Below are 26,568 nucleotides of genomic sequence, written 5' to 3'. Positions count from 1 at the left end.
GTAGCGGGGTCTTCAGGGGTGTTTGCGCTGGTGGCGCTAAGGAGCTAGCGCCCTGGTCAGGTTTGGGGTCGGCCGCTAGCGGGGGGCGCTAGGTCTAGCGGGTGCAGGTGCTAGCGCCCCGCCGCTCGCGGCTGTCGCGGATCCGACCGGTTGACTACGCACTGTCGTCGTTCGGGCTGCGGTCCTTGCGGGTGGCGAGCCACGCGGTGGTGACGGCCTCACGGAGGTAGCCGCGCCGGTTGCGAGACTCCCCGGTAGCGGGGTCGGTGCCCCACACCTGCGCCGGCGCCAGCCCGTAAGGCTTGAGCGAGGCGGCCAGGGACGCCGGCGTGGTGCCGCGGTAGGTGGTGGGCCACTGCTCCGCGAGCCGGGCGGCGATGACCTCGGACCACAGCCGGTCCTCGTCCGGGCCGAACACCGCGGCGATGTCGCTGAGCACCGACCGCGCCGCCCGGCTCTCGTCCCGGTCGGCCGTGTCACCGGCGGCGTGGCCGGTGATCGTCCCGGCCGCCTCCCGCAGCGCGCGGGCCCGCGCGGCGATGGCCTCCGCGGTGGGCGCGTCGATGTAGGCGCTGCGCGCGATCTGCGGTTCGTCGCCGGCGCCGACCAGGTAGCCGATACCCTTGTCGCGCGGCCCGAACGTGGTGGCCCGGATCCCGTTCTTGTAGGCGCTGGTGCCGAGCACCATGTCGTTCTCGGTCTGGCCCATCACCCGCAGGCAGAACCGGATCCCCACGTTCGCCGACACCCCCGTCGGCAGGGACTTCGCGTCGGGCCGCTGGGTGGCGAGGATGAGGATCACGCCCATCGCCGGGCCGCGCTTGATGATCCCGGTGGCCAGCCGGTCGGCCTCGTCCTTGAAGTCCGGGTGGCTGAACAGTTCCTGGCACTCGTCGATCGCCATCACGATCGGGAACAGCCCCAGCTCGCGGCGTGCGGCCAGCTCCGGGGTGACCTTGTTCTCCGGGCACAGCTCCCGCGGCAGCCGCCGGATGGTGGCCGACCGCTTCTCGAGCTCGCCGTAGAGGTCGCGCAGCGACTCCATCGCCTGCTCGCAGGTGGCGTCGTCCGCGCCGGACCCGTAGTGGTGGCTCACGTTCTCCACCGGCCCCAGGTCCCCGGTGCCCTTCAACTCGAACACGCGGAGTTGGGCGTTCGCGTCGAGCGCGGCGGCGAGCACGAGCACCCGCAAGGCGAAGGTCTTGCCGAACCGGGGCATGGCGCCGATGAGGACGTTGGCGAACATCAGCAGGATCGACACCGGCCGGCCGCGCTGGTCGACCCCGAACGGCACCGGCCGGAACAGATCCGCCGCGCCACCGCGGGCGAGCGGCCAGGCGGCGGGCTTGGCCTGCGACATGTCCTGGTCACCGACCCAGAGCACGAGCCGGCCGGCGTGGGCGTCGTGCGCCGGCTCCGGCCAGACGCACCCGAGCGGGCGGCGCAGCCCGGACGCGAGCCGGTCCCGGCGCTCCACGATGTCGGACACGGTCACCCCGAACGGAAGGTCGACGTCCGCGCGCCAGCCGGGCCCGTCGCGGGTGATCGGGGCGGGGAAGGTGATCCCGCGCCCGCCCTTGCCCATCGCCTTGTTGATTTCGGCCAGGCCGAGGGAGGCGAGCGCGCGCACCACGATGTCGGAGGTGAGGCGCTGAACCTCGGTGCGCACCACCGACCGCCCGGTGACCGGCCGGTCCGCGGGCGACCCGATCGCGCCGAGCACCAGCACGCCGGCGACCAGGAGGACGACCAGCAGCCAGCCGGGGGCGAACGCCCACAGCGCGATCCCGCCGGCGGCGGCGAGCACCGCGCCGGTGAACGCGGCCCGGCGGCGCAGCCGGACCCGGTCGGCGCGGGCCTCGGTGAGCCTGACGTAGCGGTCGATGTCGCCGGCCTGCACCGCGGCATCGCGCAGCGGGCTGGACTCGGCGTCCGCCACCCACCGCACCATGGTGCGGGTGGCGACCCAGATCCCGCGGGGTGAGCGGGCGGCGAGCTTGGCCGCGTAGAGCGGGGCGCGGACGGTGTGGAAGCCGGTGGCGTGCCACGCCCACCCGGCCGCCCACCGCGCGGCGGCGCGGACGTCGTCGGTGTGCCGCAGCCACTCGGCGATCACCGGGCGGCGCTCGATCTCCCGGCGCTGCCACGGCAACACCTCCCGTCGCGATCCGGCCGGGGCGGGCGGGTCGACGGCGACCCGGGCGCCGTCCGCATCGGTGGTGTGCAGCACCTCGCCGTCCACCACCGCCGGCGCGGGCTCGCGGTCGCCGGGCTCGCGGGCGGGGAAGTCGATGACCCGGCCCTGCTCGTTGCGGTGCTCGTGGTTGTTGTGGTCGGGGGTGCCGACCATCGTGGTGTCGGTGCTCATCAGACGGTCTCCCCGGGTCGGTGGATCAGGTGGGCCAGTGCGGCGCCGCAGCCGAGGACGACCACGGGCAGGCAGGCGACGAACGCGGTGATCGGCCACGGGGCGTGCGAGACGCCGGCGGCGACCATGAGGTGGTAGGCGATCTGCCCGGCGGCGCCGAGCGCGAGCGCACCGATCGCGGACCAACGCGCGAACCGCCGCGCGGTCCGGGACACCCCCGCGGAGGTGGGCGCGAGCCACGCCCACATGGCGAACGCGGCGTAGGCCTCGACGCCGATCGGGAGGGTGATGGCGGAGTTGATGACGAACTCGTCCCAGATCCCGGGCAGCAGCCGGATGGGCCCGAACCCGGTCAGCTCGCCGAGTCCGACCCAGCCGCCCCAGATCGAGACGAACGCGCCCGCGGCGATCAACAGCAGCGGCCAGCGCGGCACCCGCGGCCGCCGCGCACCCGGGTCCGCAACCGGGCTGACCGGCGAGGATGCCGCGGCAGGGACGTCCTGCGCGTCCGGGGAGGCGGGCACGTCGGACGTGCCAGTCCCGTCGGTCGCATCGGTCTCGTCCGGTGAATCGGACGGGGCCGCATGGTCGGCGAGGTCGGGCACTGCGTGCAGCACCGGAACCACCGCGGTGGCGGTCGGGTTGGTGGGGTCGAACCCGGCTTCGCGCAGCGCGGCCAGGGCGGCCTTGGCCTTCGGGGCACCCACCCGAAACTCGGTCATCACCTGGTTGCGCGACGGCCACGCCCGCAACTCGGCCGCGCGGTCACGCACGCGGTCGACCAGATCCGGAATGGCGATCGGGTAGGCGCTGGTCATGGCCGACCACCCCCGCGGCGGTGAAGGTGGGCGGTCTGCTCGACGGTGAGCAGCCGGGCCACCGCGCCGCCGGCGATCAGCGCCGGCACGCCGAGCACGGTGGCGATCACCCCGGGATGCGTGGTCCAGGTGATGACCGCCCACTGCCCGCCGACGATCACCGCGGCGCAGATCAGGGTGCGGCCGGTGGTGCTGCCCATCCGGGTCACCGTGCGGCTGGCGCGCTCGGCGCGCCGGCCGATGCGCGCGCCGGCGGTCCACGCCCACACCAGCAGCAGCCCGCACAGCACCAGCAGCACGACCGCTGTCTGCTCGCGGGTCATGACGTCTCACCGCCCCGGGCGGGGCGGGACAGGGGGCCTACCATCGCGTTCTCCTCGCTACTCATGTGGTGGTTGGGGAGAGCCAGCCCGGCGGGGACGTCTTGGCGGAGGTGTCCGCCGGGCTGGACCTCGGTGAGGTGTCGTTCCTCGATCTCGTTCCGGTCTTCGGTGCGGCGCCAGGCCATGCCGCACCCGTCGCCACCGGCGGGGTCTGGGCCGGCGTCGGCGTGGGAGGGGATCGAGCGCCCGCAGGCGCAGGCGCGCCAGTCGTCGAGCGGGATCACGCCGCCACCCCCTCATCCGGCGCGCCGTCGAGGTGTTCGCCCCAAGAGGGGGCGGCGCAGGGCCAGCACTCCCCGAGCGAGCGCGGCACTCGGTAGCCGGCGTCCTCCCCGCAGGTCGGGCAGATGCGCTGCGCGGCGTTGCACCGCTCGATCGCCGCCCACCGGGCCGGCGTCATGGCCCGCTTGCGGGCGGCGAGGTCGACGCGGAACAGGTAGGCCCAGCGAGGCCGGTTCGACGGGCCCCACACCAGCCAGCCGGCCACGTCCTGCCCTCCCGGGCGCAACCCGCGCTCGGCGAGCTGCCGCACCGTCGCCAGGCCGGTCGGCGCCCACCCGTAGCGGAACACCGGGGCGCCCGCGTACCGGCCGGCGCACGGCCACACCCGGCCGTCCCACAACCGCACTGATGTACCCCGCGCCGGGCGCGGACCCGTGCTCGTGTGGCGGGGCATCACGCGGCCTCCGGTCCGGCCGGAAGTGCCGTCGGCGTGCCGGCCCGCAGCTTCGTGACGCGGGGATACCGGATCCCCAGCCACTCACCGATGCGACCGTCACTCCACCCGCGAGCAGCCAGAACGGACACCGCGGCGGCCTGCTCGGCCGCGGTCAGCGCCGGACGCATGCCAGCAACCGCCTGCTCTACCGCGATCTCGTCCACGTAGTCGGGATCCGGCTCGATCTCCCGGGGCAGGCCGAACAGCACGGCGACCCGCTCGTCATCGCGGATCGCCCGCTCCCAGCACTCCCAGCACGCGACGGGAACTGCCGCCGCCCGCTCTGGATGCAGCTCGCGGCACCGGCGTCGCGCCGGCTCGGCGGTCGGATGGGACGGCGATCCGCCAGGACACCCCCGGCTGTGCCGGCCCCTCGAAGACCTGTCGCTCATCAGCGCTCCTCTCCTCCTCAGTCGCGTGGAGCGGTCTAGTTCGCCCTACTTACGGACTAACTAGACCTAGGATCGGACGAGCTGGTCCGGTTGTCAAGGACCAGGACGTCCTAGGAGGATGGAGCTGTGGAGATGTCGGACGTGATCCGCCGGCGGCGTGCCGACCTAGGCATGTCGCAGAGCGACCTGGCCCGCGCCGCCGGAGTCGACGCGCGTCAGATCCGCCGCTACGAGGCGGGGGAGCAGCAGCCGCTGCTGTCGGTGGCCATTGCCATCGCGGACGCTCTGGGCGTGTCCATCAGCGAGCTGGCCGGCCGTGCACCTAGCAGGGTCACCATCACCGGTGACTGGTGGGCGTCGTGGCAGACCTGGCGCGACGGAGAGCAGAAGGTTGCGACGCAGCCGGTGCACATGCGCCAAGAGGGCGACCTGGTCCACATCGCGGCCACTCAGCGTGGCCTGAGCGCGGAGCAGGGCGGTTACCTCTGGACCGGTGAACTCCGCTTCTGGGACAACCAGGTCCTCACCGGCTGGTACGCCGCGAACGAGGGCTCAGTCCGCTCGAAGGGAACGATGTACCTGTACATGAAGCACGCCCACGGCCTCGCCATGGTCGGCCGCTGGGTCGGGCTCGGCTACGACGACGAGATCATGTCCGGCTGGGCGACGATGGGTAAGACCCGCGAGGACTCCGAGCAGGCGATGGACGAGCTGATCCGCGAGCGTGAGGCGGCTGCGCGATGACCGAACTCTGCGAGGTCGTGATGACCGCACCCGACCCGGATTGGCTGCGCCGCTTCACCCGCGAACTCGTCGATCAGCGGCTGTGCTCAAGCGTCCACAACTTCTCCCCGGTCCACTCCATCTACCGGTGGCAAGGCGAGGTCCACGAGCGGACCGAAGGGCGCGCATCGCTCCATACCCGGCGGGAACTCGTGGAGGCCATCGTCAAGTACGCCAAGGACCGCCACCCCTACCAAGTTCCGGGCATAAGCGCTCGACCGATCTACGACGGAAATCCAGATTACCTGGATTGGATCGCCGCGGAGACCCAAGCCGCACAGTCGTGACCTCCGGATACGCACTCGGGGCGACTGCGACGAAAGACCCAACGTCACCGGGCCCATTACCGCGGTCAGGCGGCCGGGCCCTCGCGGTCTCTGAGGAGTTCAGGGAGATTGTCGCCGTGGAACCTTCGTAGGTGATCAAGCGATTCCTCCGCTGCCGCGTCGAAGTTCAGGCAGTCCCGATAGTAGTGCAGTCGTGATTCACATTCGTCGATTATCTCGCTCCAGGTCCTCGCCCAGATGCGGACACCGTTCTCCCACTCGCTGACGCAGCCGGGGGGTGTCTTTGGTGATTCGGCATCTTGGCGTACGACCGACGAGAGCTCGGTTGACACCACCCAAAAGTCCCAGGACACTCCGCGTTCGTCAAATTGAGGATCGCTGACAACGGCTTCCGCGTACTCCTTGATTTGCCCGACTTCCTTTTGTCCGATCTTCACCCGCGGCGCTTTTAGTTCGACGATAAGGTGCTCGCGTCCTTGGCTCCCCCGACTCGCTCGGCCGAGGAGAAGGTCCACTATTCCAACGCTACCGTCCTCTCTGCGCACGGGCTCCAGGGTTGCGGAGTCAACCGAGTGTCCGAGTGCCTCCAGATGGCGACGAAGGACGGCGTCCAAGCTTTGGTCACTAACCATTGGGGCGTACTGCTCGCCGAACACCCAGGTCTCACGCTCTAGAATTTTATGGAGCTCGCTGCGCTCCTTGACAACCTTCCTGATATCTGGCTCGAAGATCAAGGTTCGTAGCGCGGCCAAGAATTTCAACCGACCTGTCACCTGAGTCGTAGCTTTGACGACTGACGAAAGCGAGGTCTCTTTCAGTAAGCGGTTCAGATCCTCCTGGTCAGTACGGTTGAGCTTGAATAGCTCGTCGACTACCTCCATGACGTCCTCGGGGTCTCGTGCGACAACCTCCCGGAGCAATCGGAGCGTGGCCTTCTGGCCTATTTTGGACTTCGGAAGCTGTCGGGCAACGCTAGTTGCGACCTCGTCGAAGAGTCCGCGCTCCGCGGCGGCGGCTGGACTGTCTGGCGCAGTCTCATAAGGGTAGACATTCTGACTCTTCCACTCCTCAATCTGCCGCCTCCTGCGGATTGTGTCACGATCCCGGAAGTGATGGCGAAGCAGGTCGCGAGCAGATTCGATCACACTCTTTAGCTCAGGGTCCTCGTCGAAGTCTGCGAGAGCGATCGCGTCGCGGTGCTGAACGAAACCGTCCCAGGAAACATATGCAGTGAAGTGGTGTCCAGCCGCCTGAATTCCAGGCGGCAATTGCCCGAGTTCAACCCCCATGGAGTCGCAGAGTGACATATTACGTTGAACTTCAGCACGCCATTCGATGATGCGTAAAGTGGCAATGGGATGATGGCTGTTCCCGGGCACATCGAAGGTTAGTTCCGTGCTGTCAAGCCATGCGGCGCTCGGGTCAAGCCTCTCGCCGTTAAAGTGAATCGCGACTGTCGGGTTTGACAGCAAGTAGAGCGCAAAAACGGCCGCAAGCTTTCCGGGAGTGCTCTCATGGGCTAGGCGGTTTACGTATTGGGCCGGGTCGTGCGACTCGAATACCGTACCTGTTTCTTCTTCTGTTGGTGCAGGGTCCTCAACAGCAAAGTTCGCTGGAGTGGAAGCTTTTCCGGTGATTCGTGTCCGCTCTCTTCCGCCGGTTACGGCCTCGGCAACGGTCGTCCAACTGACCGCGTTTCCGAGCGCGAATGCGCGTAGGCGGCCCTGCCCCGCTCTGCCGTGGAGAGGTCGCCTAAGGTTCGGCGATACCAAAGCGGTGGATTTCCAAGAACCGCCGAGGCCCGAGAAATGGAGTGTACATTCCTGACTATTCATGCCGTGACCATTGTCGACGACACTGACGGAATCTACACCGCCCAGGTCATTGTACGTAAGATGGACTGAAACTGTGTCCGCCTCGGCGTCGAGGCCGTTCCAGACCAGTTCTGCGACCGCCTTGACTGGATCGCGAAGTCCGGCTAGACGCATGATGTGATCGGGCTTCGCCTCAAGCCGAATCGTTCGCATCGGCCTATGATGGCAGCTGTCAGGTCACGGTTCGAGGCTTGACTTCCTCTGCAAGTACCGCTTGTCAGCGCCTGACCTCGTGATGCGTTCGCTCCGGTGCATGCCAGCCCGCGCGGCGCAGTACGGAGGTGGGAGCCCCGTGCTGCCACGAAGTTCGCCGTAGACGCTTGCGCCCTAGTCTCGCACTCGACCGATCTCGAGGCCCTGGCGAGCGGCCTGGAGGAGCGGTCGCTCCTCATGCACTCTGCCCACGCACGTCTTCCGCGCTGCGCGTGGTCGCGAGTCTCAGCCATCACCTGGTCTGGTAGCTCATCCATGGCCAGATCTGACGAGCGCCGGTTGCTCAAGGTTCCACAGTGTGTGCGATCGCGAACGGCGACTCTGGACCCGGAACCCGGCGGGCTCCTCCAAGCGGCTGACGGGACAGCGCCCGTCGCGTCAGTCGAACAGGCGTGCGCTGCTGGGTGCCTCGTCGTGAGGTCGCTCCGGCAAAGAATCTGGAGGCAGGCAGGCCCTTTCGACCTGCAAGACGTGCACGGGCGGGGGGCCGTGGACGAGAGATCGCAGACCTTGAAACGCGAACCTCGGTCGGCGCCATGCGCGGTGCGTGCCAAATGCGTGCCAGGAGTGTCGTCCTGAGGTGTTGTGAGCAGTGTCCCTGCACGTCAGCGGACCGTCGACATCGGCGAGCGTCTCCACTGTAAATCCGTCGGCTCAGCCTACGAAGGTTCGAATCCTTCACCCGCCACCCGGGAAGGATACGGCCCCTGACCAGCAGCAACGCTGGCAGGGGCCGTATCTGTTTTGATCAAGGCAAGATCCCGGTGGGGCAGATGTGGGGCAGCCCTTGCCGTGAGGATGTCCGGACCCCGTTCCAGCGGGTCTGAGCCAGGTGCGTGTAGCGCTGCGTCACCACGATCGAGGAGTGCCCCAACAGCATGGGCGCGTGCCCGACGAGACCCGGAACGACACCACAGCAGCGACTCCGGCAACCGTGCTCGACGGCATGATCGCCGCGGGCATCGACCGCGCCAGGGCGCTCGCGTACCTGGAGGCGTCAGCCGTGGTGGTCGACGGGGAGCGGGTGAGTGACCCCAACCGGCCTGCGCCGCCGGCGAGGGTCACGGTGCAGGCCAGCTGACCGTAGAATTCCAGGCTTTACCGCGCTTCCCCCGCGGGACTTCGACCGAGGTCGTGCCGTCGAAGGGGGACGTCATGTACGCGGGGATCGGCCGGCCGGGGTTGCATCGTCATTGCTGATCAGATGCCGGTGTCGTCCGGCATGTGATCGCGGGCCAGTCGGGTGACCTCCCACACCTTGCGGGAGGCGTAGGTCGGCTGACAGGGGATCGCCCCGGCGTGCTGTGCGATCTCGTCGTGGCCGATGTGCTGGTGTCCGCCGGCATCGGCGGCGATCCAGCCGCCCGGGGTGGCGTCCCAGCGCACCCCGTGGGCGCACCACACCGGAGCCGCGGTGGCCGCGACCGTCTCGGCGACGGGCGTGCCGGGTGGGGCTTCGTCGTGGGCGAGGGCGGGGGGTGGTTCGTGCGGATCCGGCATGGTGCGCCTCCTCAGGCGGTGCGGGCGGGGATGCGCGCCCGACTCTCCTCCGGTTCGGTCTGCTCGACGAACTCGTTGGGGACAGGATGAGTTTGCTCGGTCATCACGCCTCCCGGCCAGCCTTCACCGCAGCTATACCGCGAAGTCCGCTGACTCCGCGCAGGGTGAAGAAGCCGCGTAGACAGCAGCAAGCGCAGCGACGTCGACCTACCGTCGGTCCATGCCCTCGAAGCGGAAGTTCCTGCTCACGGCTGAACTGGCCGTGACAACGGCCCGCTGGGCATCCCAGATGACTGCCACCGGCCCCCGACGCACGCCGGGCTCGTCTTCTTCGAGCACCCGCACCCTGAGGCGTGGCTGGTGTTCGCCTGCGAGGAGCACAGCGGTGAGCTGATCGTCGCCCGGCCGATCCTGGAGCGGGATCGAGCCGAGCTCGCGCGCAGGGCCGAGGCTCGCCGCCGGGCTCACCGAGGAGAAGATGCCAGCCCCGCCGCTGGAGCCGCCGGCGGTCGGCGGCAACGCACGGCGACTCGTGGAGCGTGCGCGTGCGTGGGTCGGGCGCGATCAAGAACTTCCATCCACAGTGGACACGGCAGGTGGGGCAGATGTGGGGCACCGAATCCCCGTGAGCCCTCGTGACACAGAGGCGGTTGGGTGTTTCGCAGGTCAGAGTGGGTGCAGGGACATGAAATGCTCACGCGTTCGCCGATCAGGTGGAGGGCGCGTGGTGCGGCGGGCGGTGGCGTTCGACACCGGCGGACGGGGCGACGTCACGCAGGGGCGCCGAGCGGCGGGTGCTCGAGCACGCGGGGCTTGTACTCGACCATCTGGATGCGGCCGTCGAAGGTGCGGTGCTCGATCATCTCGAGGGCGACGTCCGGATAGCCGTCGTAGATGCGTTCTGCGCCCGTGGCCCCGGTGATCACCGGGAACATCCCGACCCGGAAGCGGTCGACGAGTCCGGCTCGTAGCAGGGACCGGCACAGGCTGAGGCTGCCGATCGTGCTGAGGAGCCCCGAGCCACTCGACTTCATGGCGCGAACCGCCTCGACGGCGTCGTCACGGACGAGCGTGGAGTTGGCCCACGTCAGTGGCTCCTCGAGTGAGGAGGAGAACACCACCTTGGACGCTCGCGTGAGCCCGTCGACGGACGCCTCTTCTTCGGGCCTGAACTCGTCCTGGCCATTCGGGACCTCGCCGGCGGCGAAGCCCGACATCTGGCGGTAGGTGTTCGCTCCCATCAGGTAGGTGACCTCGGGCTGCTCGCCGAGCCACGCGAGGTACTCCGGGCCCTCGAGGCCCCAGAACCCGGGCCATCCCTCTCCCGATGCGTAGCCGTCGAGCGAGGTGATGAAATCGACGAGAAGCTCCGACATGGCGGTGTCCTTTCCTGGGGTGTCGCGAGCTTGGACCGGCCGGGAGCCAGAAACTCATCGGCCGCGCTGCGGGGTGACGAGGAAACCCATGACGCTGCAGCCAGAGCTCGGGGCTCTCATCCTGCGAGGTGTCAGCCGGCTCAACGCGACCGGCGACCGACCCGCGTCGCGGAGTGGGCCGGGCACACCGTCAGCGTGCTGCTACGCGGGTACGCGAAGTGTCTCGACGACGGCGAGCTGGATGCGCGCAAGCGCGTGGAGGAGCGCTTGCGAGGGGCGTGAGACCGGTATCTCTGCGCGCTGTGGGCCGTCCGTGGGTCGACGACTCCGCCGAGCCTCGCCCCCCAACACGCGGGCTAACGGCCCCCGACCAGGGAAATCTCTGGTCGGGGCCGTTCTTGTGTGTCCGGTCGCCGGGTCACCGCCCGGACGTCACCGAGCGGCTCCCGTCGCTGCGGCCGCGGCGGTGGCCCTGTGTGCGGCCAGGCTCAGTTCCCGTACTGCCTGGTCTCGGGGCGCTCGACCATCAGTGCGTGGGCCACGGCGTCGGCGACCGGGCGGTGGCGGGTCCCCCGCGGCACGACGAACAGGTCTCCGGCCCGCAGCGTGACCGGCTCCCGACCCTCCAGCTCGACGCGGAAGCTGCCGTCCCAGCACAGGAACAGCTCGTCCTCGTCGTGGGTGTGCCACGGGAACTCGCCGTCGAAGCGGGCGATGCGCACGACGGTGTCGTTGGCGAGCACGAGGTCCCGCGGCTGCCAGGGTCCGGTCAACGTGGCGATCGCCTTGTCGATCGAGACGGTTGTCTTGTCCATGGGATGGATCGTCGGGCATGCGCGGCGGCACGATGAGAGCCAATCCGGCAAGATTGGTTTGCATATGGATCCAATTGCGCTTGCCGAGCGGCTGGGTCGCTGGTCGACCGGCCGCGGCCCGCTGTACGTGCTGCTCGCGCGCAGGTTGCGCCGGCTCGTCGACGACGGCGACCTGGCGCCGGGAACGCCGCTGCCACCGGACCGGGCGCTCGCCCGTGCACTGGCGGTCGGCCGTTCCACCGTCGTCAACGCCTACGAGCTGCTACGCGCCGAGGGGCGCATCGTCAGGCGCCAGGGCAGCGGCACCCGGGTGGCCGGCACCCCGGCGGCGGCGCGCGCCGCGGACGGCACCAGTGCGCCGATCTTCCTGCACCTCCTCGAGCCCGGCGAAGGCGTGATCCCGCTCGCCTGCGCCGCGCCGACGGCGCCACCGGCAGGCCTCGTCGCGGCGTACGAGGCGATCGTCCCCGCGTTGTCCGCCATCCGGGGCGACATCGGGTACCACCCGGCGGGGATCCCCGCATTGCGTCGCGCGCTCGCCGACCGCTACGCCGCCCGCGGCTTGCCGACCACGCCCGAGCAGATCATGATCACCGGCGGCGGGCAGCAGGCGCTGTCCCTCCTGGCCGCCGTCCTGCTGGGCCCCGGGGGCCGCGTCGTGGTCGAGGCGCCCACCTACCCGGGAGCACTGGAGACCTTCCACGAGGCGGGCGCCGTGCCCGTCCCGCTGCCCGTGGGGCTCGACGGGTTCGAGACCGCGGTGCGGCAGCACCGGCCTGCGCTCGCCTACGTGATCCCGGCCAACCACAATCCGACCGGGGCGACCCTCCCGCCGCTGCGCCGACGCCGGCTGGCCGAGATCGCCGCGACCGCGGGGGTGCCCGTGATCGAGGACGAGGTGCTGGCCGACCTCACCTTCCCGGGCCGGACGCCGCCACCGCCGCTCGCCGGGTTCGCCCCGGCGACCGTGATCTCCGTCGGTTCGCTGTCCAAAGCCGTGTGGGGAGGGCTGCGCGTGGGCTGGGTCCGCGCGCCGGAGGCGGTCGTGCAGCGGTTGGCGCGGCTGCGGGCCGTCCACGACCTCGGCGGCAACGTCCCCGCACAGCTCGCCGCGATCGAACTGATGCCAGTGCTGGACGACCTGTGCCGGCAACGGGCGGCGGCGCTGCGGGCCGGTCACGATCACCTGCGGCGGCAGCTCCTCGGGCTCCTGCCCGACTGGGAGGTCCCCGCCGTGACCGGCGGTCAGACGCTGTGGGCCCGCCTGCCGCACGGCGACGGCATGTCGTTCGCGCAACTGGCCCTCCGCCACGGCGTCGCCGTGCTGCCCGGTGCCGGACTCGACGCGTCCGGGGGAAGCGCGGACCGGCTGCGTCTGCACCACGTGCTGCCGCAGGACGAGCTGACCTGCGCGGTGGAGCGGCTCGCCGAGGCCTGGCACGCGTACGAGCCGTCCACCGGGAGCGCGCGCACGCCCACCGCGATGGCGGTGTGACCGGGCCGGGCGGCACCGAACGCGCCTCGGCTGTCGTCCGGGCGCGCGGCCTTCCGCGCGCTGCACGAACCCGTCCTGCGCCTATCATGGCGGCGTCTTCCGCCCTGTGTCCGCGGCTGACGTCCTTCAGGTGACGTATGCGCTGATCGCGGTGGGTGGATGGTGTCGATGCAGGTGTTCCGCACGGATGTGCTCGATGGTGACGGCTCGGCGGGCGACGCGGTGACGGTGTGCACCGCAGTGCTGGACCTGGACCTGGAGACGGAGGCCGCGGCGCGGCGAGAGCTCGCTCGCCTCGCCGCCGGGATCGCTCCGATCGTGGTCGACGTGTCCGAGGTGTTCGTCGCGGTCGCCGGCTTCCGCCTGCTCATGGACGGCGTTCAGGAACTGCGCCGCAGCGGCCGGCGGGCCGAGCTCGTCGTCAACCGGCACCTGCGGCGGGTGGCGCACCTCATCGGCGAGCCACCGGACGCGCTGTGCTCGACGGTGCCCGACGCGCTGATCCGCGTCCGCACCCCGGGCCCCGGCGCCGACGGTGCGCGACCGCCCGGTGCGGACGGATCCGGCGGGGGTGCCGGCGCGATGGCGAAGTGGCCCGAGCGGGAAGCGGGCGACGCGACGGTGGCGACGAACCTGGTGGAGCTGCTGTCCGGGCTCGACGTGCCCGACCTGCTCGCCGAGCAGCACCTGCTCGGCCGACTCGAGCGGGTGCTGGCGGCCGCCGGGGGCGTGCTCGGCGTCGACCGCGTGGGGTTGATGTTGCTGGACGAGCACGATCGGCTGCAGGCAGTCGGCGCGTCGGACCCGGCGAGCGGCCGGCTGGAGCGGGGCCAGCAGGAGCTGGGCATCGGCCCCGCGATCGACTCGGTGCGCCGCGCCGAGCCGGTCGCCGTCCCCGATCTCGCCAAGGGACGTGCGCACCCCGAGTACGTCCCGCTGTGGGAGTGGTTGCAGCACGAGCGCCGCGGCAGCGGGTCGGCGCCGGTCGATGCTCGGATCGACGTTCTGGTGCGGTCGGTGCTGTCCGTCCCCGTGCGGGCCCGCGGCCGCGTCCTCGGCAGCCTCAACCTCGTGCGCTCCCGGCCCGGCGCATGGTCGGCGGAGCAGCTGCGCGCAGGTCATGCCTACGCCGCCGTGATCGGCGTGCTGCTGACCCTCAGTGCACCCGGGCCCGGCACGGCACAATCGTCGGGCATGACCGGAACCGAAGCGGCGGGTCCGCCATGGTGAACATCGACCCGGAGAAGCTCGCGGCCAGCCTGCGCAGGCTCGGCCACGCCGACGACCGCGACATCAGCGCGGCGCTGAACGAAGCCGTGGCCGCCTGCGTGCAGCTGTTCGCGGTGTCCGGATCCGGCCTCATGATCGCCGACCAGCAGAACGCCCTGCGGTACGCCGCGGCGAGCGACGGGCCCGGCCGCGTGCTCGAGGACGTGCAGTCCCGGACCGGGCAGGGCCCGTGCGTCGACACCTTCGTCAACGGCGAGATCGTCACCACCGACGACCTCGCCACGGAGACCCGCTGGCCGGCCAGCCGCGACACCATCATCGAACACGGGGTGCGGTCGGTTCTCGGGGTGCCGGTCCACCTCGGTGCCGTCACCGTCGGATCCCTCGACGTCTACATGGACCGGCCGCACCACTGGGACGCGTCCGAGCGTGCCGCGTTGGTCCGCTACGGCGAGGTGCTGGAGACCACCCTCAACGCCGCTCTCACCGCTCGGCACACCAGCGAGCTGGTCGACCAGCTGCAGTACGCCCTGGACTACCGCGTCGTCATCGAACGCGCGGTCGGCTACCTGATGGCCGCGCACCGCGCCGATGCCGTCACCGCGTTCGACCTGCTGCGCCGCGCCGCCCGCAACCAGCGGCGCAAGGTCGCCGAGGTCGCCCAGCACCTCCTCGACACCGGAAGCCTGCCCTGACGCGGCCTGCTCCATCCGGCGGATCGCAGCTGGGTCGGACATACTCGGCCGACGCCGCCAGCCGACACGATCGCACGCCATGAACGAGGACACCGCGCCGCCGCACGAGTGGACGCAGGTGCTACCCGCAGTGCCGAGCTCCCTCCGTGAGATCCGGACGGCGCTGGCCGGCTGGCTGGGCGAGCAGCGCTGGCCGCCCGACGACGCGGACGACGTGATCCTCGCGGTCAACGAAGCGCTCACCAACGTCATCGAGCACGCCTACCCGGCCGGCCGGCCCGGCCCCGTGCGGGTGCACGCGCTGAGCGGCGCCGGGTCCGCCCCGGAGACCCGACGGGTCACGGTGGAGATCTCCGACCGCGGCAGCTGGGATCCCGAACACCGGGTCGTCGACGACCGGGAGTTCCGCGGGCACGGCTTCGCCGTCATGAGCGGCCTCACGGCCGACATGCACATCCGGCGCGGAGCCGCCGGCACGACGGTGATCCTGGTCAGCAACGACGCGCCGCTCTGGATCGGCGGGCTCTGACGAGGCCCCAACGGCAGGAGCCGGTCTCCGTCGGGTGCGCGGAAGCGGAGTGCGTGGCGTGGGCGCCTCAGGCGTCGCCGCGCTGGCGGAGCTCGCGGAGCTGCTGCTCGACCTCCTCGATGTCCCAGCGCGCATGCCCGCCTGGTGACTCCAACTCCGGCTCGAGGACGTATGCGCTGGTAGACGCGACTGCCGCGATGGCCTGCGCCCCCGGCCACCCGGGACCGGCCGTTCCGGCGAGGGCTGTGGGGCGTGGACGGCGTCACCCCGTCAGCCGGCGAACACGATGCTGGCGAGTACCACGTGGACGGCGGTGCCGCCGGCGATGCTGAGCACGAGGTTGCGGCGCCAGAGGTGCAGCGCCACGGTGGCGGCGAGCGCGATCGCGACGGGGGCGCCGTGGGGCGGCGTGGTGAGCGTCGTGTGCCGCAGGGTGTGGACCACCAGGACGGCCATCACGCCGACCGGCATGCCCGCGGCGAGGTAGGGCACCACCTTGCTGGCCCGCAGCGGGGCGAGCAGCGCGAAGGGCAGCGCGCGCAGGGTCCACGTCACCACGGCGGCGATGGCCACCACGGACGCGAGGTACGCGGTGTCAGGCACGACGCCTCGCGATCGCGTACCGGGCGAGCAGGAACGCGGTGAACATCCCCAGCGCGGCCACGAGCATCTGCTCCCCGAACACGACGTGCCCGACCAGGGCGCAGGCGACCGCGACGGCCGCGGCCGGGAGGTCGCGGCGGGCGCGGAAGGCGTCGATCCCGAGTACGAGGAAGAGAGCGGTGACCGCGAAGTCGAGCCCGTTCACGGCCGGGGGGATCAGGGTGCCGCCGAGCGCCCCGAGCGTGACGCTGCCCGCCCAGTAGAGGTGCACGAACGCCTGCAGCCAGAGGATCCGCGCCCGGGACCACGCCTGCGCCTCGGGCCGGGCGGTCACGGCATAGGCCTCGTCGGTGAGGGCGAAGGTGCTGTAGGCCTTGGCCGCGGCGCCGGGCACGCGGTGCAGCGGGAACGACAGGGCGTAGAACACGTGCCGGAAGTTCACCAGGAACGCGGCGACGGCCACCTGACCGAGCGGGGCGACCGCGGTCACCATGCCCAGCAGGAGGAACTCCAGCGAGCCCGCGAAGATCACCGAGGCGAAGATCGTGGCCCACCACCAGTGCAGGCCGGACCGCGTGACCAGCACCCCGAACGCCATGCCCATCGCGGCGGCCGCGAACCCGACCGAGAGGGAGTCGCGCAGGGCACGCCGGACGTCCTGCGCAGCTGCCATGGTGCAACGATATGTCGATCCGGGCGCACGGTGATTTCCATTTGTGGCGCTACTCTGCAGTTGTGCGCAAGCAATATCGGCTCGATTCCATCGATCGAGAAATATTGTTCCAACTCCAGCGCGACGGACGGCTGAGCAACGTCGAGCTGGCGCGGCGGGTGGGCCTGACGCCGCCGCCGTGCCTGCGCCGCGTGAAGCGGCTGGAGGAGGCCGGCGTCATCTCCGGCTACCGCGCCACGGTCGACCCGGTGGCCACCGGCCAGAGCTTCGAGGTGATCGTCTCGGTGGAGATCAACGTCACCGACCTCGGCACGCTCCAGGACTTCGAGGCCACCGTCGCCGGGTTCGAGGAGGTGGTCGAGTTCCGCCGGATGTTCGGCAGGCCCGACTACTTCCTGCGCGTCCTCGTGGCCGACCACGCGGCGTACGAGCAGCACCACATGGAGCTCCTCGGCCTGCCCGCGGTGTCCCGGGTGGTGTCGCACCAGACGATGAAGCGGATCAAGACCCGGGACTGACCATCCACTCCCGACCCCCGTGGAGGATGGTTCGCATGGAGGATCTTGCGAAGCTCTCCGACGGGGTCACGCTCCGGGAGGCGGTGCCCGACGACCTGCCCGACGTCGTGGCGATGCTCGCCGCCGACCAGCTCGGCGTCCACCGCGAGTCGGCGGACGACGTGGAGCCGTACCGGGCGGCGTTCGCCGCGATCACGGCCGACCCGGCGCACCTGCTCGTCGTCGCCGACGACGGTGCCCGGGTCGTCGGCACGATGCAGCTGAGCTTCATCCCCGGCCTCGCCCGGAAAGGGGCGTTGCGGGCGCAGATCGAAGCGGTCCGCGTGCACGAGGACGTCCGGAGCCGCGGGTTGGGCGGGCAGATGATCGGCTGGGCGATCGAGGAGGCGCGCCACCGGGGCTGCGCGCTCGTCCAGCTCACCACCGACAAGCGCCGCACCGACGCCCACCGGTTCTACGAGCGCCTCGGGTTCGTGGCCTCGCACGAGGGCATGAAGCTGGCGCTCTAGGTTCGGGTCAGCCGTCAGCCGTCAGCCGTCAGCCGTCGGCCGGGCCCAGCCAGTCCTCCCACGCAGGCAGCACGAGCCGGGTGAGCAGGGCGTAGCCCGCCCCGTCGGGGTGGGCGCCGTCGCCGAGGGCGACCGCGCGCATCCAGTCCCGCTCCGCCCGGAGCGCGCCGAACACGCTCACGTACGAGACCACGACCCGGGCCAGGCGTTCGTCGAGCGCTTCGATCCGGTCGTTCTGCTCGTGGTCGGCGACCGGCGGCGGGCCGACCACGAGCAGCGGGACGCGCTGGGCGGCCATGTCGTCGGCGATGCCCTGCAGGTTGGCGACGCTCCGTTCGGGCGCGACGCGGACCGCGGCGTCGACCTCGGTCGTGTCGTTCACCCCGAACGAGACCACCAGCCGGTTGTCGCAGCCCGCGACCCAGCGGTTCGCCGTCTCCGCAGGCAGGCGACGGCGCACGTCCTCGCTCGTGTCCCGGCGGACGCCCAGGTTGTAGGCGGTGACGGGCCGGCCGGCGCGGTAGGACTCCGCGGCGAGCCGGCCGACCCAGCCGCGGTGTTCGGGATCCCCGACGCCTGCGACGTACGAGTCGCCGACGAAGCACACGCGCCGATCCACGTTGATCGTCATCCCGCGAGTCTCGCAGCAACGGTGATCGGCTCGACGGCAGGTGATCTCCCTGTCCGGAACGCCCTGGCTGTGCCACTCTCGGCGGCATGGCAGCCGCCGAGACCGAGGGGGCCGCACCGGGTGCGCCCGTGGCCGTCCTGCTGCCGGGGCGCGGATACGGCCCGCAGGCCCCGCTGCTCTACTACGCGCGCCTGCTGTTGCGGACGCGCGGGTGGTCGGTGCGGACGGTCGACTGGGAGAAGGCGCCCGGGCTCGACCTCGCCGACTACGCCGCGGTCGCCGCGTTCGCGGGCGAGGTGCTCGCGACCGCCGACCCGGCACGGGATGTCGTCGTCGGCAAGTCGCTCGGCTCGCTCGCGCTGCCGGCCGCTGCCGCGCGGGGCGTGCCGGGCATCTGGCTCACCCCGTTGCTGGGCATCGAGGACGTGCGCCGGGCGGCGGCGCGCGCGGCGGCGTCGACGCTCCTGATCGGGGGTACCGCCGACCCGTACTGGGACGGCGCCGCGGCCGCCGCCACCGGCGCGGAGGTCTTCGAGGTGCCAGGTGCCGACCACTCCCTCGAACGCCCCGGCGACCTGACCGGCACGCTGGACGTGCTCTCCACCGTCCTGTCCCGCATCGACGCCCGGCTGACCGGCGGATAGCCGGCGCAGCGCGATCCGCCCACACACCAACCGTCGTGCTCGCGCACCAACTGCAGTTGCTGTGCCGGCACCGACGTCCGTGTGCGAGCGGCCCGGCCTGCCAGGCCTGGCGTGATTCGGCATCATCTGCCGGGTGCCGTGGGACGGGTTCGAGGACGGGCGGGTCGTCGTCGGCGAGGCCGAGTACGCCATCACGCAGGGCGGCGAGGGGCCGCCCCTCCTGCTGCTCCACGGCTTCCCGCAGACGCACGCCTGCTGGTCGGGGGTCGCCCCCGCGTTGGCGCGGCGGCACACCGTCGTGGCCCCGGACCTGCGCGGGTACGGCGCATCCCGCGCGCCGGCCGGTGGCCCGCGGGGCGAGGGCTACACGAAGCGCGAGATGGCGCGGGAGCTCGCCGAGCTGATGGCGCACCTGGGTCACCGGCGGTTCGCCGTGGTGGGCCACGACCGCGGCGGGCGCGTCGGCTACCGGATGGCGCTCGACCACCCGGACCGGGTGGAGCGGTTGGCCGTGCTGAACATCGTCTCGACGCTCGACCAGTTCGCGCGCATGGGCGGCGGACCGTCGCTGGGGTACTGGCCGTGGTTCCTGCTGGCGCAGCCCGCACCGTTCCCGGAACGGTTGGTGGGCGCCGACCCGGGCGCGCTGCTGGACCACGCGTTCGACACCTGGACGAGCCGCCCCGCCGCGATCGACGCGCCGCGGCGGGCCGAGTACCTCGCTGCGGCGACCCCGGACACGATCGCCGCGATGTGCGGCGACTTCCGCGCGAGCTTCCACCTCGACCGGGCGCACGACGCCGCCGACCGGGAGGCCGGGCGCCGGATCGGCGCGCCGCTCCTGGTCGTCACGGGCGCGGACGAGACCCAGCTCGCCGACGCCCCCGATGTCTGGGCGGCGTGGGCCGACGACGTCAGCGCGGCACGCGTGCCGGGCGGGCACTTCTTCCCGGAGGAGGCGCCCGAGGAGCTGCTGGCCGTGCTCATGCCGTTCCTCGACCCGTCGTGAGCTCGTAACTGCGGGCCACCGCGACCGGCCGGAAGCCGAACCTGTTGTAGAGGTGCTTGGGCGTGTCCCCGACCTCGGCGCCGATCGCCACACATGGCGCCCCGCGCCGCCTGGCGTGCGTGACCGCGTGCCGCAGCAGCTCCGAGGCGACGCCCCGGTGCCGGTGCCCCGGGTGCACGAACACGTCCTCGACCAGGCCGACCCCGTCCTCGCCCGGCCACGTCGCGACGCACCCGGCCACCTCGCCGGAGCGTTCGGCGAGCAGGTAGGTGACGCCGGGCCCGAGGCCCCGGCGCACCGCCACGGCGGCCGTGGTCGCCGCCTCGGAACGGGCGGACCGGCCGCGGCGCGCGTCCTCCTCGAGGTGGTCGATCCGGAACAGGCGCCGGACCTCGGCCCACCCGGCGTCGTCGACGACCGGACGGGCGGCCGAGGCGGGCGGGTCGACCGCGGCGTCGGCGGGAAGCGCGAGGTGCAGCTGCACGTCGAGCTTCCAGTCGTGCAGGGCGAGCTGCGCTTCCGCGGCGGGTGGGGTGTCCGGGTCGACGAGCACCCTGCGGAACGGCCCGGCGAGCAAGGGCGCGATCTCCTCCGTGCGCAGCTCGCACAGGAACGTTCCGAGTGGGTGGTCCGGTGCCGCTGCGTTGCGGACCGCCGTCGCGCCAGCCAGCGCGCGCACCTCGCCCCCGAGGGACCAGAACCGCCACATGGCCCGCCCGACCGTTCGCTCGTCCACACCGCCACCCCGTTTCGGGTGCGCCTCAGAGGGACAGCACGATCGCTCGGCCCGCCTGGCGGCCCGAGAACAGGCAGCCTCCCAGGAACGTGCCTTCCAGCGAGCGGTAGCCGTGCACGCCCCCGCCCCCGAAGCCGGCCACCTCGCCCGCGGCGTAGAGGCCCGGGAACGGGGTGGTGTCGGCGCGCAGCACCCGGCCGGAGAGGTCGGTCTGCAGGCCGCCGAGCGTCTTGCGGGTGAGTACGTGCAGCTGCACGGCGATCAGCGGGCCGGCCCCCGGGTCGAGGATCTTGTGCGGGGTGGCCGTGCGGATCAGCCGGTCGCCGCGGTAGCGCCGCGCCCCGCGCAGGGCGGTGACCTGCAGGTCCTTGCCGAACGGGTTGTCGATCTCACGGTCGCGCGCGGCGATCTGACCCTCCAGCACGGCGGGGTCGATCAGCGGCTCGTCGGTGAGCTTGTTCATCCCGGCCACGAGCTCGGGCAGCGTGTCGGCCACGACGAAGTCGGCGCCGTGCCGTGTGAACGCCTCCACGGGAGCCGGGGCGCCGTGCCGCACGCGCGAGAGGACCTGGCGGATGTCCTTGCCCGTGAGGTCCGGGTTCTGCTCCGACCCGGAGAGCGCGAACTCCCTCTCGATGATCTTCTGGGTGAGCACGAACCAGGAGTGGTCGTGGCCGCTCGCGGTGATCGCCCCGAGCGTGGCGAGCGTGTCGAAGCCGGGGAAGCACGGCGCCGGGAAGCGCCGCCCGCGCGCGTCGAACCACAGCGACGACGGCCCGGCCAGGATCCGGATGCCGTGCCGGGCCCAGATCGGGTTCCAGTTGCGGATGCCCTCGGTGTAGTGCCACATGCGGTCGCGGTTGACCACGCGCCCGCCTGCGTCCTCCGTGATGCCCAGCATCCGCCCGTCGACGTGCTCGGGCACGCCCGAGATCATCTTCCGGGGAGCGGGACCCAGCCGCGACGGCCAGTTCGCGCGGACGAGGTCGTGGTCGCCGCCGATCCCGCCGGACGTGACGATCACGGCCTGGGCGCGCAGCTCGAACTCGCCCACCTCGGCGCGCGAGCTCGCCGTGCCGCGCGCCGCCGAGCTGGGCTCGAGCACCGCACCCCGCACACCGTCGACCACGCCGTCGGTGACCGACAGGCCGTCGACCCGGTGCCGGAACCGCAGCTCGACGAGCCCGCGGGCGGCGGCGTCGCGCACCTGCCGCACGAACGGGTCCAGCAGCCCGGGCCCGGTGCCCCAGACGACGTGGAAGCGCGGCACCGAGTTGCCGTGGCCGTCGGCGAGCCCGCCGCCCCGCTCGGCCCAGCCGACCACCGGGAACAACCGCACGCCCAGCCCGTGCAGCCAGGCGCGCTTCTCCCGGTGGGCGAAGTCGACGTACGCCGTGGCCCACTGGCGCGCCCAGAAGTCCTCGCCCACCGGGTCGTCGGCCCCACGGTCGAAGCCCGCGGTGCCGAGCCAGTCCTGCAGCGCGAGGTCGACGGAGTCGCGCACGCCCATCCGGCGCTGCTCGGGGCTGTCGACGAGGAACAGCCCGCCGAACGACCAGAACGCCTGCCCGCCGAGTCCGGTCTCGGGCTCCTGGTCGAGCAGCAGCACCTTCTTCCCGGCCCCGGCCAGCTCGGCGGTCGCGACCAGGCCGGCGAGGCCGGCACCCACGACGATGACGTCCGCGTCCACCCGATCACCCTGGTGCCGGTGGAGATGCCGGTCAAGCAGCGTCCCGCAGCCGGGCGAGGGCGGCGACCACCGCCGCGTAGCCCGACTGCGCGGCCCGCTCGACGCGCGCGGCATCGGTGGTGAGGCCGCGCACCCCCTCGTCGCGTTCCGGGAGCAGCGCCAGCAGGTGGGCGCCGCCGCGGGACGGGTGCGCGGCATCGTCCAGCACGGCGAGCACGGGGGCGTGCCGCCTGCTCTCCTGCGCCATCCGGCCGAGGCCGGGTGCGAGCCGGTCGAGGGCACGGGCCCAGCCGGCCGCCCCGGCCGGGTCGCCGCGCCGCAGCTCCGACGCCGCGCGCGTGAACAGCGCGAGCACGTGCGTGGCGCCCTCGGAGAGCGCCCGCAACACCGGCAGCGGCTCGCCGATCGACCCGTCGATCCAGCGCTGCCCGTGCAGTTCGACGGCCGGGCCCGCGAGCAACGGGATCGACGCGGTGGCCCGCAGTGCGAGCTTCCACTCCGCGGACGTCGCCGGTTCGAGGACGTGGGGCGCCAGGTCGTCGAGTGCGGTGGCGACGACGCGCAGCGGAACGGGGGAGTCGCGCAGCCGGTCCCAGTCGAGGGGTTTCGAGCGGACGAGGACGTCGTCGAGCAGGTGGTCCAGGGACACCAGCGGGCGGCGTGGGAAGCGGCGCGGGTCGATGAACTCGCGGCACGCCATGTCCTCGTAGAAGATCGCCGCCGAGCCGCGGCCGCTGTCCAGCAGCAGCCCCGCGCCGACGAAGGCCCCCGCCGAGCTGCCGTAGACGACGTCGAAGAACGGGGCGAGCCCGGCGTCGGTGAGCGCGTGCACCATCCCGCCCGCGTACGCGCCGCGCATCCCGCCGCCGCTCACGGCGAGCGCGATCCGGTTGCCGTCGGCCCTGCCGCCCGCCGCCCGGCGGCGCAGCAGGGCCCGCAGCACCTCGTCGTCGCCGGTGATCCCCCCGTCGGGGTGCGGCGCGTCGCGCGTTCCGAGCCGCCGCGTCACACCCACGCTCCGATCATCCCCCGCCGAGCGGGAGCTCGGCCACCGTCGTCCACGACCCCGCGGCGCGCGAACCCGTCATGAGCGACGCGGTCCGCACGGACGCCCGGAGCGGCGGCCCGGCCGCCACCTCGGCCTCCGCCGCGCGCATCCGGTCCATCGGAGCACCGTGGCCGATGGTCAGGTGTGGAACGACGGCGTCGCCGTAGGCCCCCTCGTACGGCTCCAGGCCGAACCGGGCGGCCACCGCGTGGGTCAGCGCCACGAACGGCTCGGCGGGCTCGGGCGCCCACCACACGACGTCGGAGAACCACGAGACCTTCGAGAACTCCACCTCGAACGCCGGCACGGCGGCGAGCACCTCGCCGAGCGCGGCCACCACGGCGTCGTCGAGGCGGGCGGGCGGCACGAACGGGAACATGATCGTCACATGGGCCGGCACGCCGAGCGTTGCGGACGGGTCCAGCGCGGCGCGCAACACGCCCACCCTGGGCTCGGCTTCCGGTACGGGCACGACGACGGCGCTGAGGGTGCTCTCCACGGGATCAACGTTGCCACGGCCCGGGCGATCGTCCGGCGGTACTGTCGCCTCCGTGGCAGAGCTCAAGGTGGATGCGGAGCCGGAGGAGGTCGGGTTCGACGCGCAGCGGCTGCAGCGGGTCGTCTCGCACTTCCGCCGTTACGTCGACGAGGGCAAGCTCGCGGGCTGGACGGTCGCGGTGGCGCGCCGCGGCCGGGTGGCGCTCCACGCCCACCACGGTCTCGCCGACGTCGAGGCCGAGCGGCCGGTCGCCGACGACACGATCTGGCGCATCTACTCGATGTCCAAGCCGATCACCTCGGTGGCCGTGCTGATGCTCTACGAGCGTGGCCTGATCGAGCTCACCGACCCGGTGGCCCGCTACCTCCCGGCCTTCGCCGACATGCGCGTCTACCGCAGCGGGTCGGCCGCCAACCCGGGCACGGCGCCGGCCGCGGAGCCGATCCGCGTGTGGCACCTGCTCACGCACACCGCCGGGCTGACCTACGGCTGGCACCACGCCCACGCGGTCGACGAGATCTACCGCGCGAAGGGCTTCGAGTTCGGGGCGCCCCGGGGGATGGACCTGGCCGCGGCCTGCGACGCGTGGGCGTCCCTCCCGCTGCTGTTCGAGCCCGGCTCGGAGTGGAACTACTCGGTGGCCACGGACGTGCTCGGCCGGATCGTCGAGGTGGTGTCCGGGCAGCGGCTCGACCGGTTCTTCGCCGAGGAGATCTTCGTGCCGCTCGGCATGGACGACACGGCGTTCTCCGTCGGGCCCGACGAGCTCGACCGGCTCGCAGGCCTGTACATGCGCAACCCGGAAGGCGGGCTGCTGCGCAACACGGTGATGGGGGACGCCGCCACCCGGGAGCCCACGTTCCTGTCCGGCGGCGGCGGGCTGGTCTCCACGGCGGCCGACTACCACCGCTTCGCCCAGATGCTCGCCCGCGGCGGCGAGCTCGACGGCGCCCGGCTGCTGAGCCCGCACACCGTCGCCTACATGACCCGCAACCACCTGCCCGGCGGGGCCGACCTGAAGGAGTTCGGCCGGCCGCTCTTCGCGGAGTCGGCCGACCGCGGGATCGGGTTCGGCCTCGGTGTGTCCGTGGTCGTGGACGCGGCGGCGGGGAAGGCGCTCACGCACGAGGGCGAGTTCGCGTGGGGCGGCCTCGCCAGCACCGCGTTCTACGTCGATCCAGCCGCGGAGGTCACGGCGATGTTCTTCACCCAGCTGCTCCCGTCGAGCACCTACCCGATCCGGCCTCAGCTGCGCACGCTCGTCAACCAGGCACTGGTGGACTGATCCCGATGTCCAATGCGCTCGCGCTCGTCATCCGGGTGGCCGTGGTCGCGGTCAGCCTGTGGGTGGCCACCCTGATCGTTCCCGGGATCGACAACACGGCGGGGACGACCTCCACCCGCATCGGCACGCTGATCGCCGTCGCATTGATCTTCGGTCTGGTGAATGCCGTGCTGAAGCCATTGATCAAAGTGGTCGGATGCCCGTTCTACATCCTGACGCTGGGCCTCATCGGACTGGTCGTCAACGCGCTGTTGTTCATGCTCGTCGGCGCGCTCGCCAGTGGCCTCGGGCTGCCGTTCTCGGTCGGTGGGTTCGGGGCGGCATTCCTCGGCGCGATCGTGGTGGGCGTGGTGGGATTCCTGCTCCACGTCCTGATCCCCGACAGCCTCGACCAGCGCTAGGAGCGCCCTGAACAACTCGGGCCTACTGCGCAAGGCCGACGTCCGCACCGGTACAACAGCGGTATCGGCGCGAACGTCGGCCTTGCGATGACACCACCTGGACGCCGCTCGCTACGGCCGGAGTCGTTCAGGACCCTCCTAGACGGGCCAGGTCTCCCGCCGGTACCCGGCGTCCCAGAACATCCACTCGTAGGTCGACGTCCGGTGGAAGTGCTGGCGCATCACCGCGCGCTCGGCGTCGGAGAGCGACTCGCCCACGCGGTCGGTGAGCTCCAGCACCGAGTCGACGACCGCCTGGAACTCGTCGCTGCCGTACATCGCGATCCAGCGGGCGTAGAGCGGGTCGGGTGAGCTGCGCGCGAGCAGCTCGTCGCCGACTCGCGCGTAGATCCAGTAGCAGGGCAGCACCGCCCCGAGCGCCTCCGCGAACGACCCGCCGTACCCGGTGGCGAGCAGGTAGCTGACGTAGGCCTGGGTGGTGGGCGCCACCGGCTCCAGCGCCGCCTCCTCCGGTGACGAGCCGAGCTCGGCCATCAACGCGGCGTGCAGGTCGCGCTCGGCCGCGATCGCCTGCGCCGCGTGCTCGGCGAACATCACGGTGCCGCTCTCGTCCGGCGCCTTCGCCGCGCAGACGGCGAGGGCTCGCGCGTAGCCGCGCAGGTAGTGCGCGTCCTGCACGATGTAGTGCCGGAAGGACTCGCGGGGGAGCGTCCCGTCGGCCAGCCCGGTGAGGAACGGGTGGGCGAGGATCGCGGCGTACACGTCCTCGACATCCGCCCAGAGGGCGTCGCGGGTGCGCCGGGCGGAGGGGGCCGGGGTCACCATGACACGGACGCTACGACGGCC

31 protein-coding genes are annotated in these 26,568 nt (G+C 71.8%); 13 read left to right on the top strand and 18 right to left on the bottom strand.

Annotation, left to right across the window (positions count from 1 at the left end; all coding sequences use genetic code 11):
* Window positions 1-154 precede the first annotated feature (154 nt).
* The 5 genes from ABEA81_RS25810 to ABEA81_RS25790 all read right to left on the bottom strand — a co-directional run bounded on the left by ABEA81_RS25810 (window position 155) and on the right by ABEA81_RS25790 (window position 4,496).
* Entirely contained in the window at window positions 155-2,368 is a 2,214-nt protein-coding gene (locus tag ABEA81_RS25810) for an FtsK/SpoIIIE domain-containing protein (RefSeq protein WP_345607939.1), read from the bottom strand.
* Window positions 2,368-3,186, bottom strand: a complete 819-nt coding sequence (locus tag ABEA81_RS25805; RefSeq protein WP_345607938.1) for an ABC transporter permease — start codon at window positions 3,184-3,186, stop codon at window positions 2,368-2,370. Before ABEA81_RS25805 ends, ABEA81_RS25810 begins: the two co-directional genes overlap by 1 nt.
* A complete protein-coding gene (locus ABEA81_RS25800; RefSeq protein ID WP_345607937.1) occupies window positions 3,183-3,509 on the bottom strand; it encodes a hypothetical protein in 327 nt (108 codons plus the stop codon). The genes ABEA81_RS25805 and ABEA81_RS25800 overlap by 4 nt, the downstream gene beginning before the upstream one ends.
* Before the next feature lie 280 nt (window positions 3,510-3,789).
* Window positions 3,790-4,197, bottom strand: coding sequence for an RRQRL motif-containing zinc-binding protein (locus ABEA81_RS25795; protein ID WP_345607936.1), 408 nt, complete (start codon window positions 4,195-4,197; stop codon window positions 3,790-3,792).
* Between the two features lie 47 nt (window positions 4,198-4,244).
* Window positions 4,245-4,496 (bottom strand): hypothetical protein, encoded by a 252-nt coding sequence (locus tag ABEA81_RS25790; RefSeq protein ID WP_345607935.1) that lies wholly within the window; start codon window positions 4,494-4,496, stop codon window positions 4,245-4,247.
* A 315-nt stretch (window positions 4,497-4,811) separates the two neighbouring features.
* Between ABEA81_RS25790 and ABEA81_RS25785 the strand changes: the two genes are divergently transcribed.
* Window positions 4,812-5,423 carry a helix-turn-helix domain-containing protein gene (locus tag ABEA81_RS25785; protein ID WP_345607934.1) on the top strand — a complete coding sequence of 204 codons (612 nt, stop codon included), beginning with the start codon at window positions 4,812-4,814 and terminating at the stop codon, window positions 5,421-5,423.
* Window positions 5,420-5,749 (top strand): divalent-cation tolerance protein CutA, encoded by a 330-nt coding sequence (gene cutA / locus ABEA81_RS25780; protein WP_345607933.1) that lies wholly within the window; start codon window positions 5,420-5,422, stop codon window positions 5,747-5,749. The genes ABEA81_RS25785 and cutA overlap by 4 nt, the downstream gene beginning before the upstream one ends.
* A gap of 65 nt (window positions 5,750-5,814) precedes the next feature.
* Here the strand turns inward: cutA and ABEA81_RS25775 are convergent, their stop codons facing one another.
* Window positions 5,815-7,776 (bottom strand): ATP-binding protein, encoded by a 1,962-nt coding sequence (locus tag ABEA81_RS25775; RefSeq protein WP_345607931.1) that lies wholly within the window; start codon window positions 7,774-7,776, stop codon window positions 5,815-5,817.
* Window positions 7,777-8,722: 946 nt separating this feature from the next.
* Here ABEA81_RS25775 and ABEA81_RS25770 point away from each other — a divergent pair.
* Window positions 8,723-8,917, top strand: a complete 195-nt coding sequence (locus tag ABEA81_RS25770) for a hypothetical protein (protein ID WP_345607930.1) — start codon at window positions 8,723-8,725, stop codon at window positions 8,915-8,917.
* A 119-nt stretch (window positions 8,918-9,036) separates the two neighbouring features.
* Here ABEA81_RS25770 and ABEA81_RS25765 read toward each other — a convergent pair whose 3' ends face one another.
* From ABEA81_RS25765 to ABEA81_RS25750, 4 genes are all read right to left on the bottom strand, one after another.
* Window positions 9,037-9,336 (bottom strand): hypothetical protein, encoded by a 300-nt coding sequence (locus tag ABEA81_RS25765; protein WP_345607929.1) that lies wholly within the window; start codon window positions 9,334-9,336, stop codon window positions 9,037-9,039.
* 207 nt (window positions 9,337-9,543) lie between these two features.
* Window positions 9,544-9,804 carry a hypothetical protein gene (locus ABEA81_RS25760; protein WP_345607928.1) on the bottom strand — a complete coding sequence of 87 codons (261 nt, stop codon included), beginning with the start codon at window positions 9,802-9,804 and terminating at the stop codon, window positions 9,544-9,546.
* A gap of 302 nt (window positions 9,805-10,106) precedes the next feature.
* Window positions 10,107-10,712, bottom strand: coding sequence for a dihydrofolate reductase family protein (locus ABEA81_RS25755; protein WP_345607927.1), 606 nt, complete (start codon window positions 10,710-10,712; stop codon window positions 10,107-10,109).
* Between the two features lie 488 nt (window positions 10,713-11,200).
* Entirely contained in the window at window positions 11,201-11,527 is a 327-nt protein-coding gene (locus ABEA81_RS25750; protein WP_345607926.1) for a cupin domain-containing protein, read from the bottom strand.
* A 64-nt stretch (window positions 11,528-11,591) separates the two neighbouring features.
* Here ABEA81_RS25750 and ABEA81_RS25745 point away from each other — a divergent pair, with 64 nt between their 5' ends.
* From ABEA81_RS25745 to ABEA81_RS25730, 4 genes are all read left to right on the top strand, one after another.
* The gene (locus ABEA81_RS25745; RefSeq protein WP_345607925.1) at window positions 11,592-13,022 is read left to right on the top strand and encodes an aminotransferase-like domain-containing protein; all 1,431 of its coding nucleotides are present in this window, start codon (window positions 11,592-11,594) and stop codon (window positions 13,020-13,022) included.
* 159 nt (window positions 13,023-13,181) lie between these two features.
* Entirely contained in the window at window positions 13,182-14,252 is a 1,071-nt protein-coding gene (locus ABEA81_RS25740; RefSeq protein WP_345607924.1) for a GAF domain-containing protein, read from the top strand.
* Window positions 14,246-14,947 (top strand): GAF and ANTAR domain-containing protein, encoded by a 702-nt coding sequence (locus ABEA81_RS25735; protein ID WP_345607923.1) that lies wholly within the window; start codon window positions 14,246-14,248, stop codon window positions 14,945-14,947. Before ABEA81_RS25740 ends, ABEA81_RS25735 begins: the two co-directional genes overlap by 7 nt.
* A gap of 79 nt (window positions 14,948-15,026) precedes the next feature.
* Window positions 15,027-15,476, top strand: a complete 450-nt coding sequence (locus tag ABEA81_RS25730; protein ID WP_345607922.1) for an ATP-binding protein — start codon at window positions 15,027-15,029, stop codon at window positions 15,474-15,476.
* Window positions 15,477-15,746: 270 nt separating this feature from the next.
* Here the strand turns inward: ABEA81_RS25730 and ABEA81_RS25725 are convergent, their stop codons facing one another.
* Window positions 15,747-16,079, bottom strand: a complete 333-nt coding sequence (locus ABEA81_RS25725) for a branched-chain amino acid transporter permease (RefSeq protein ID WP_345607921.1) — start codon at window positions 16,077-16,079, stop codon at window positions 15,747-15,749.
* The gene (locus ABEA81_RS25720) at window positions 16,072-16,752 is read right to left on the bottom strand and encodes an AzlC family ABC transporter permease (protein ID WP_345607920.1); all 681 of its coding nucleotides are present in this window, start codon (window positions 16,750-16,752) and stop codon (window positions 16,072-16,074) included. The genes ABEA81_RS25725 and ABEA81_RS25720 overlap by 8 nt, the downstream gene beginning before the upstream one ends.
* Before the next feature lie 11 nt (window positions 16,753-16,763).
* On the opposite strand from ABEA81_RS25720, the gene ABEA81_RS25715 reads away from it, so the two are divergent.
* The gene (locus ABEA81_RS25715) at window positions 16,764-17,270 is read left to right on the top strand and encodes an Lrp/AsnC family transcriptional regulator (protein WP_345607919.1); all 507 of its coding nucleotides are present in this window, start codon (window positions 16,764-16,766) and stop codon (window positions 17,268-17,270) included.
* Window positions 17,271-17,305: 35 nt separating this feature from the next.
* The gene (locus tag ABEA81_RS25710) at window positions 17,306-17,779 is read left to right on the top strand and encodes a GNAT family N-acetyltransferase (RefSeq protein WP_345607918.1); all 474 of its coding nucleotides are present in this window, start codon (window positions 17,306-17,308) and stop codon (window positions 17,777-17,779) included.
* 28 nt (window positions 17,780-17,807) lie between these two features.
* Here ABEA81_RS25710 and ABEA81_RS25705 read toward each other — a convergent pair whose 3' ends face one another.
* The gene (locus ABEA81_RS25705) at window positions 17,808-18,410 is read right to left on the bottom strand and encodes a GDSL-type esterase/lipase family protein (protein ID WP_345607917.1); all 603 of its coding nucleotides are present in this window, start codon (window positions 18,408-18,410) and stop codon (window positions 17,808-17,810) included.
* 86 nt (window positions 18,411-18,496) lie between these two features.
* On the opposite strand from ABEA81_RS25705, the gene ABEA81_RS25700 reads away from it, so the two are divergent.
* Together ABEA81_RS25700 and ABEA81_RS25695 are read left to right on the top strand one after the other, a co-directional pair.
* Window positions 18,497-19,054: a hypothetical protein gene (locus ABEA81_RS25700; protein WP_345607916.1), complete on the top strand. Its 558-nt coding sequence runs from the start codon at window positions 18,497-18,499 to the stop codon at window positions 19,052-19,054.
* Between the two features lie 133 nt (window positions 19,055-19,187).
* The gene (locus ABEA81_RS25695; RefSeq protein ID WP_345607915.1) at window positions 19,188-20,063 is read left to right on the top strand and encodes an alpha/beta fold hydrolase; all 876 of its coding nucleotides are present in this window, start codon (window positions 19,188-19,190) and stop codon (window positions 20,061-20,063) included.
* On the opposite strand, the gene ABEA81_RS25690 is transcribed toward ABEA81_RS25695, so the two are convergent.
* The 4 genes from ABEA81_RS25690 to ABEA81_RS25675 are packed head-to-tail and all read right to left on the bottom strand — an operon-like array spanning window position 20,038 to window position 24,036.
* Window positions 20,038-20,799, bottom strand: a complete 762-nt coding sequence (locus ABEA81_RS25690; RefSeq protein ID WP_345607914.1) for a GNAT family N-acetyltransferase — start codon at window positions 20,797-20,799, stop codon at window positions 20,038-20,040. The two genes, ABEA81_RS25695 and ABEA81_RS25690, sit on opposite strands and share 26 nt — an antisense overlap.
* A 25-nt stretch (window positions 20,800-20,824) precedes the next feature.
* The gene (locus ABEA81_RS25685) at window positions 20,825-22,489 is read right to left on the bottom strand and encodes an FAD-binding dehydrogenase (protein ID WP_345607913.1); all 1,665 of its coding nucleotides are present in this window, start codon (window positions 22,487-22,489) and stop codon (window positions 20,825-20,827) included.
* Window positions 22,490-22,520: 31 nt separating this feature from the next.
* A complete protein-coding gene (locus tag ABEA81_RS25680; protein ID WP_345607912.1) occupies window positions 22,521-23,504 on the bottom strand; it encodes a patatin-like phospholipase family protein in 984 nt (327 codons plus the stop codon).
* 7 nt (window positions 23,505-23,511) lie between these two features.
* The gene (locus tag ABEA81_RS25675; RefSeq protein ID WP_345607910.1) at window positions 23,512-24,036 is read right to left on the bottom strand and encodes a 2'-5' RNA ligase family protein; all 525 of its coding nucleotides are present in this window, start codon (window positions 24,034-24,036) and stop codon (window positions 23,512-23,514) included.
* A gap of 52 nt (window positions 24,037-24,088) precedes the next feature.
* On the opposite strand from ABEA81_RS25675, the gene ABEA81_RS25670 reads away from it, so the two are divergent.
* Complete coding sequence (locus ABEA81_RS25670) at window positions 24,089-25,321, top strand: serine hydrolase domain-containing protein (protein WP_345607909.1); 1,233 nt, start codon at window positions 24,089-24,091, stop codon at window positions 25,319-25,321.
* 5 nt (window positions 25,322-25,326) lie between these two features.
* Window positions 25,327-25,722 (top strand): phage holin family protein, encoded by a 396-nt coding sequence (locus ABEA81_RS25665; protein ID WP_345607908.1) that lies wholly within the window; start codon window positions 25,327-25,329, stop codon window positions 25,720-25,722.
* Between the two features lie 138 nt (window positions 25,723-25,860).
* On the opposite strand, the gene tenA is transcribed toward ABEA81_RS25665, so the two are convergent.
* Window positions 25,861-26,547 (bottom strand): thiaminase II, encoded by a 687-nt coding sequence (tenA, locus tag ABEA81_RS25660; RefSeq protein ID WP_345607907.1) that lies wholly within the window; start codon window positions 26,545-26,547, stop codon window positions 25,861-25,863.
* Window positions 26,548-26,568: the final 21 nt, after the last annotated feature.

It is taken from the genome of Pseudonocardia adelaidensis (genome assembly GCF_039543345.1).
Classification (GTDB): Bacteria; Actinomycetota; Actinomycetes; order Mycobacteriales; family Pseudonocardiaceae; genus Pseudonocardia; species Pseudonocardia adelaidensis.
This window is presented reverse-complemented; position numbering and strand designations above follow the sequence as displayed.

Excerpts from the sequence above, each read along its gene's own strand:
- ABEA81_RS25810 (WP_345607939.1), bottom strand. The coding sequence starts at position 2,368 with ATGAGCACCGACACCACGATGGTCGGCACCCCCGACCACAACAACCAC.
- ABEA81_RS25805 (WP_345607938.1), bottom strand. The coding sequence starts at position 3,186 with ATGACCAGCGCCTACCCGATCGCCATTCCGGATCTGGTCGACCGCGTG.
- ABEA81_RS25800 (WP_345607937.1), bottom strand. The coding sequence starts at position 3,509 with ATGACCCGCGAGCAGACAGCGGTCGTGCTGCTGGTGCTGTGCGGGCTG.
- ABEA81_RS25785 (WP_345607934.1), top strand. The coding sequence starts at position 4,812 with ATGTCGGACGTGATCCGCCGGCGGCGTGCCGACCTAGGCATGTCGCAG.
- cutA (WP_345607933.1), top strand. The coding sequence starts at position 5,420 with ATGACCGAACTCTGCGAGGTCGTGATGACCGCACCCGACCCGGATTGG.
- ABEA81_RS25775 (WP_345607931.1), bottom strand. The coding sequence starts at position 7,776 with ATGCGAACGATTCGGCTTGAGGCGAAGCCCGATCACATCATGCGTCTA.
- ABEA81_RS25765 (WP_345607929.1), bottom strand. The coding sequence starts at position 9,336 with ATGCCGGATCCGCACGAACCACCCCCCGCCCTCGCCCACGACGAAGCC.
- ABEA81_RS25755 (WP_345607927.1), bottom strand. The coding sequence starts at position 10,712 with ATGTCGGAGCTTCTCGTCGATTTCATCACCTCGCTCGACGGCTACGCA.
- ABEA81_RS25750 (WP_345607926.1), bottom strand. The coding sequence starts at position 11,527 with ATGGACAAGACAACCGTCTCGATCGACAAGGCGATCGCCACGTTGACC.
- ABEA81_RS25745 (WP_345607925.1), top strand. The coding sequence starts at position 11,592 with ATGGATCCAATTGCGCTTGCCGAGCGGCTGGGTCGCTGGTCGACCGGC.
- ABEA81_RS25740 (WP_345607924.1), top strand. The coding sequence starts at position 13,182 with ATGGTGTCGATGCAGGTGTTCCGCACGGATGTGCTCGATGGTGACGGC.
- ABEA81_RS25735 (WP_345607923.1), top strand. The coding sequence starts at position 14,246 with ATGGTGAACATCGACCCGGAGAAGCTCGCGGCCAGCCTGCGCAGGCTC.
- ABEA81_RS25730 (WP_345607922.1), top strand. The coding sequence starts at position 15,027 with ATGAACGAGGACACCGCGCCGCCGCACGAGTGGACGCAGGTGCTACCC.
- ABEA81_RS25720 (WP_345607920.1), bottom strand. The coding sequence starts at position 16,752 with ATGGCAGCTGCGCAGGACGTCCGGCGTGCCCTGCGCGACTCCCTCTCG.
- ABEA81_RS25715 (WP_345607919.1), top strand. The coding sequence starts at position 16,764 with ATGTCGATCCGGGCGCACGGTGATTTCCATTTGTGGCGCTACTCTGCA.
- ABEA81_RS25710 (WP_345607918.1), top strand. The coding sequence starts at position 17,306 with ATGGAGGATCTTGCGAAGCTCTCCGACGGGGTCACGCTCCGGGAGGCG.
- ABEA81_RS25705 (WP_345607917.1), bottom strand. The coding sequence starts at position 18,410 with ATGACGATCAACGTGGATCGGCGCGTGTGCTTCGTCGGCGACTCGTAC.
- ABEA81_RS25700 (WP_345607916.1), top strand. The coding sequence starts at position 18,497 with ATGGCAGCCGCCGAGACCGAGGGGGCCGCACCGGGTGCGCCCGTGGCC.
- ABEA81_RS25665 (WP_345607908.1), top strand. The coding sequence starts at position 25,327 with ATGTCCAATGCGCTCGCGCTCGTCATCCGGGTGGCCGTGGTCGCGGTC.
- tenA (WP_345607907.1), bottom strand. The coding sequence starts at position 26,547 with ATGGTGACCCCGGCCCCCTCCGCCCGGCGCACCCGCGACGCCCTCTGG.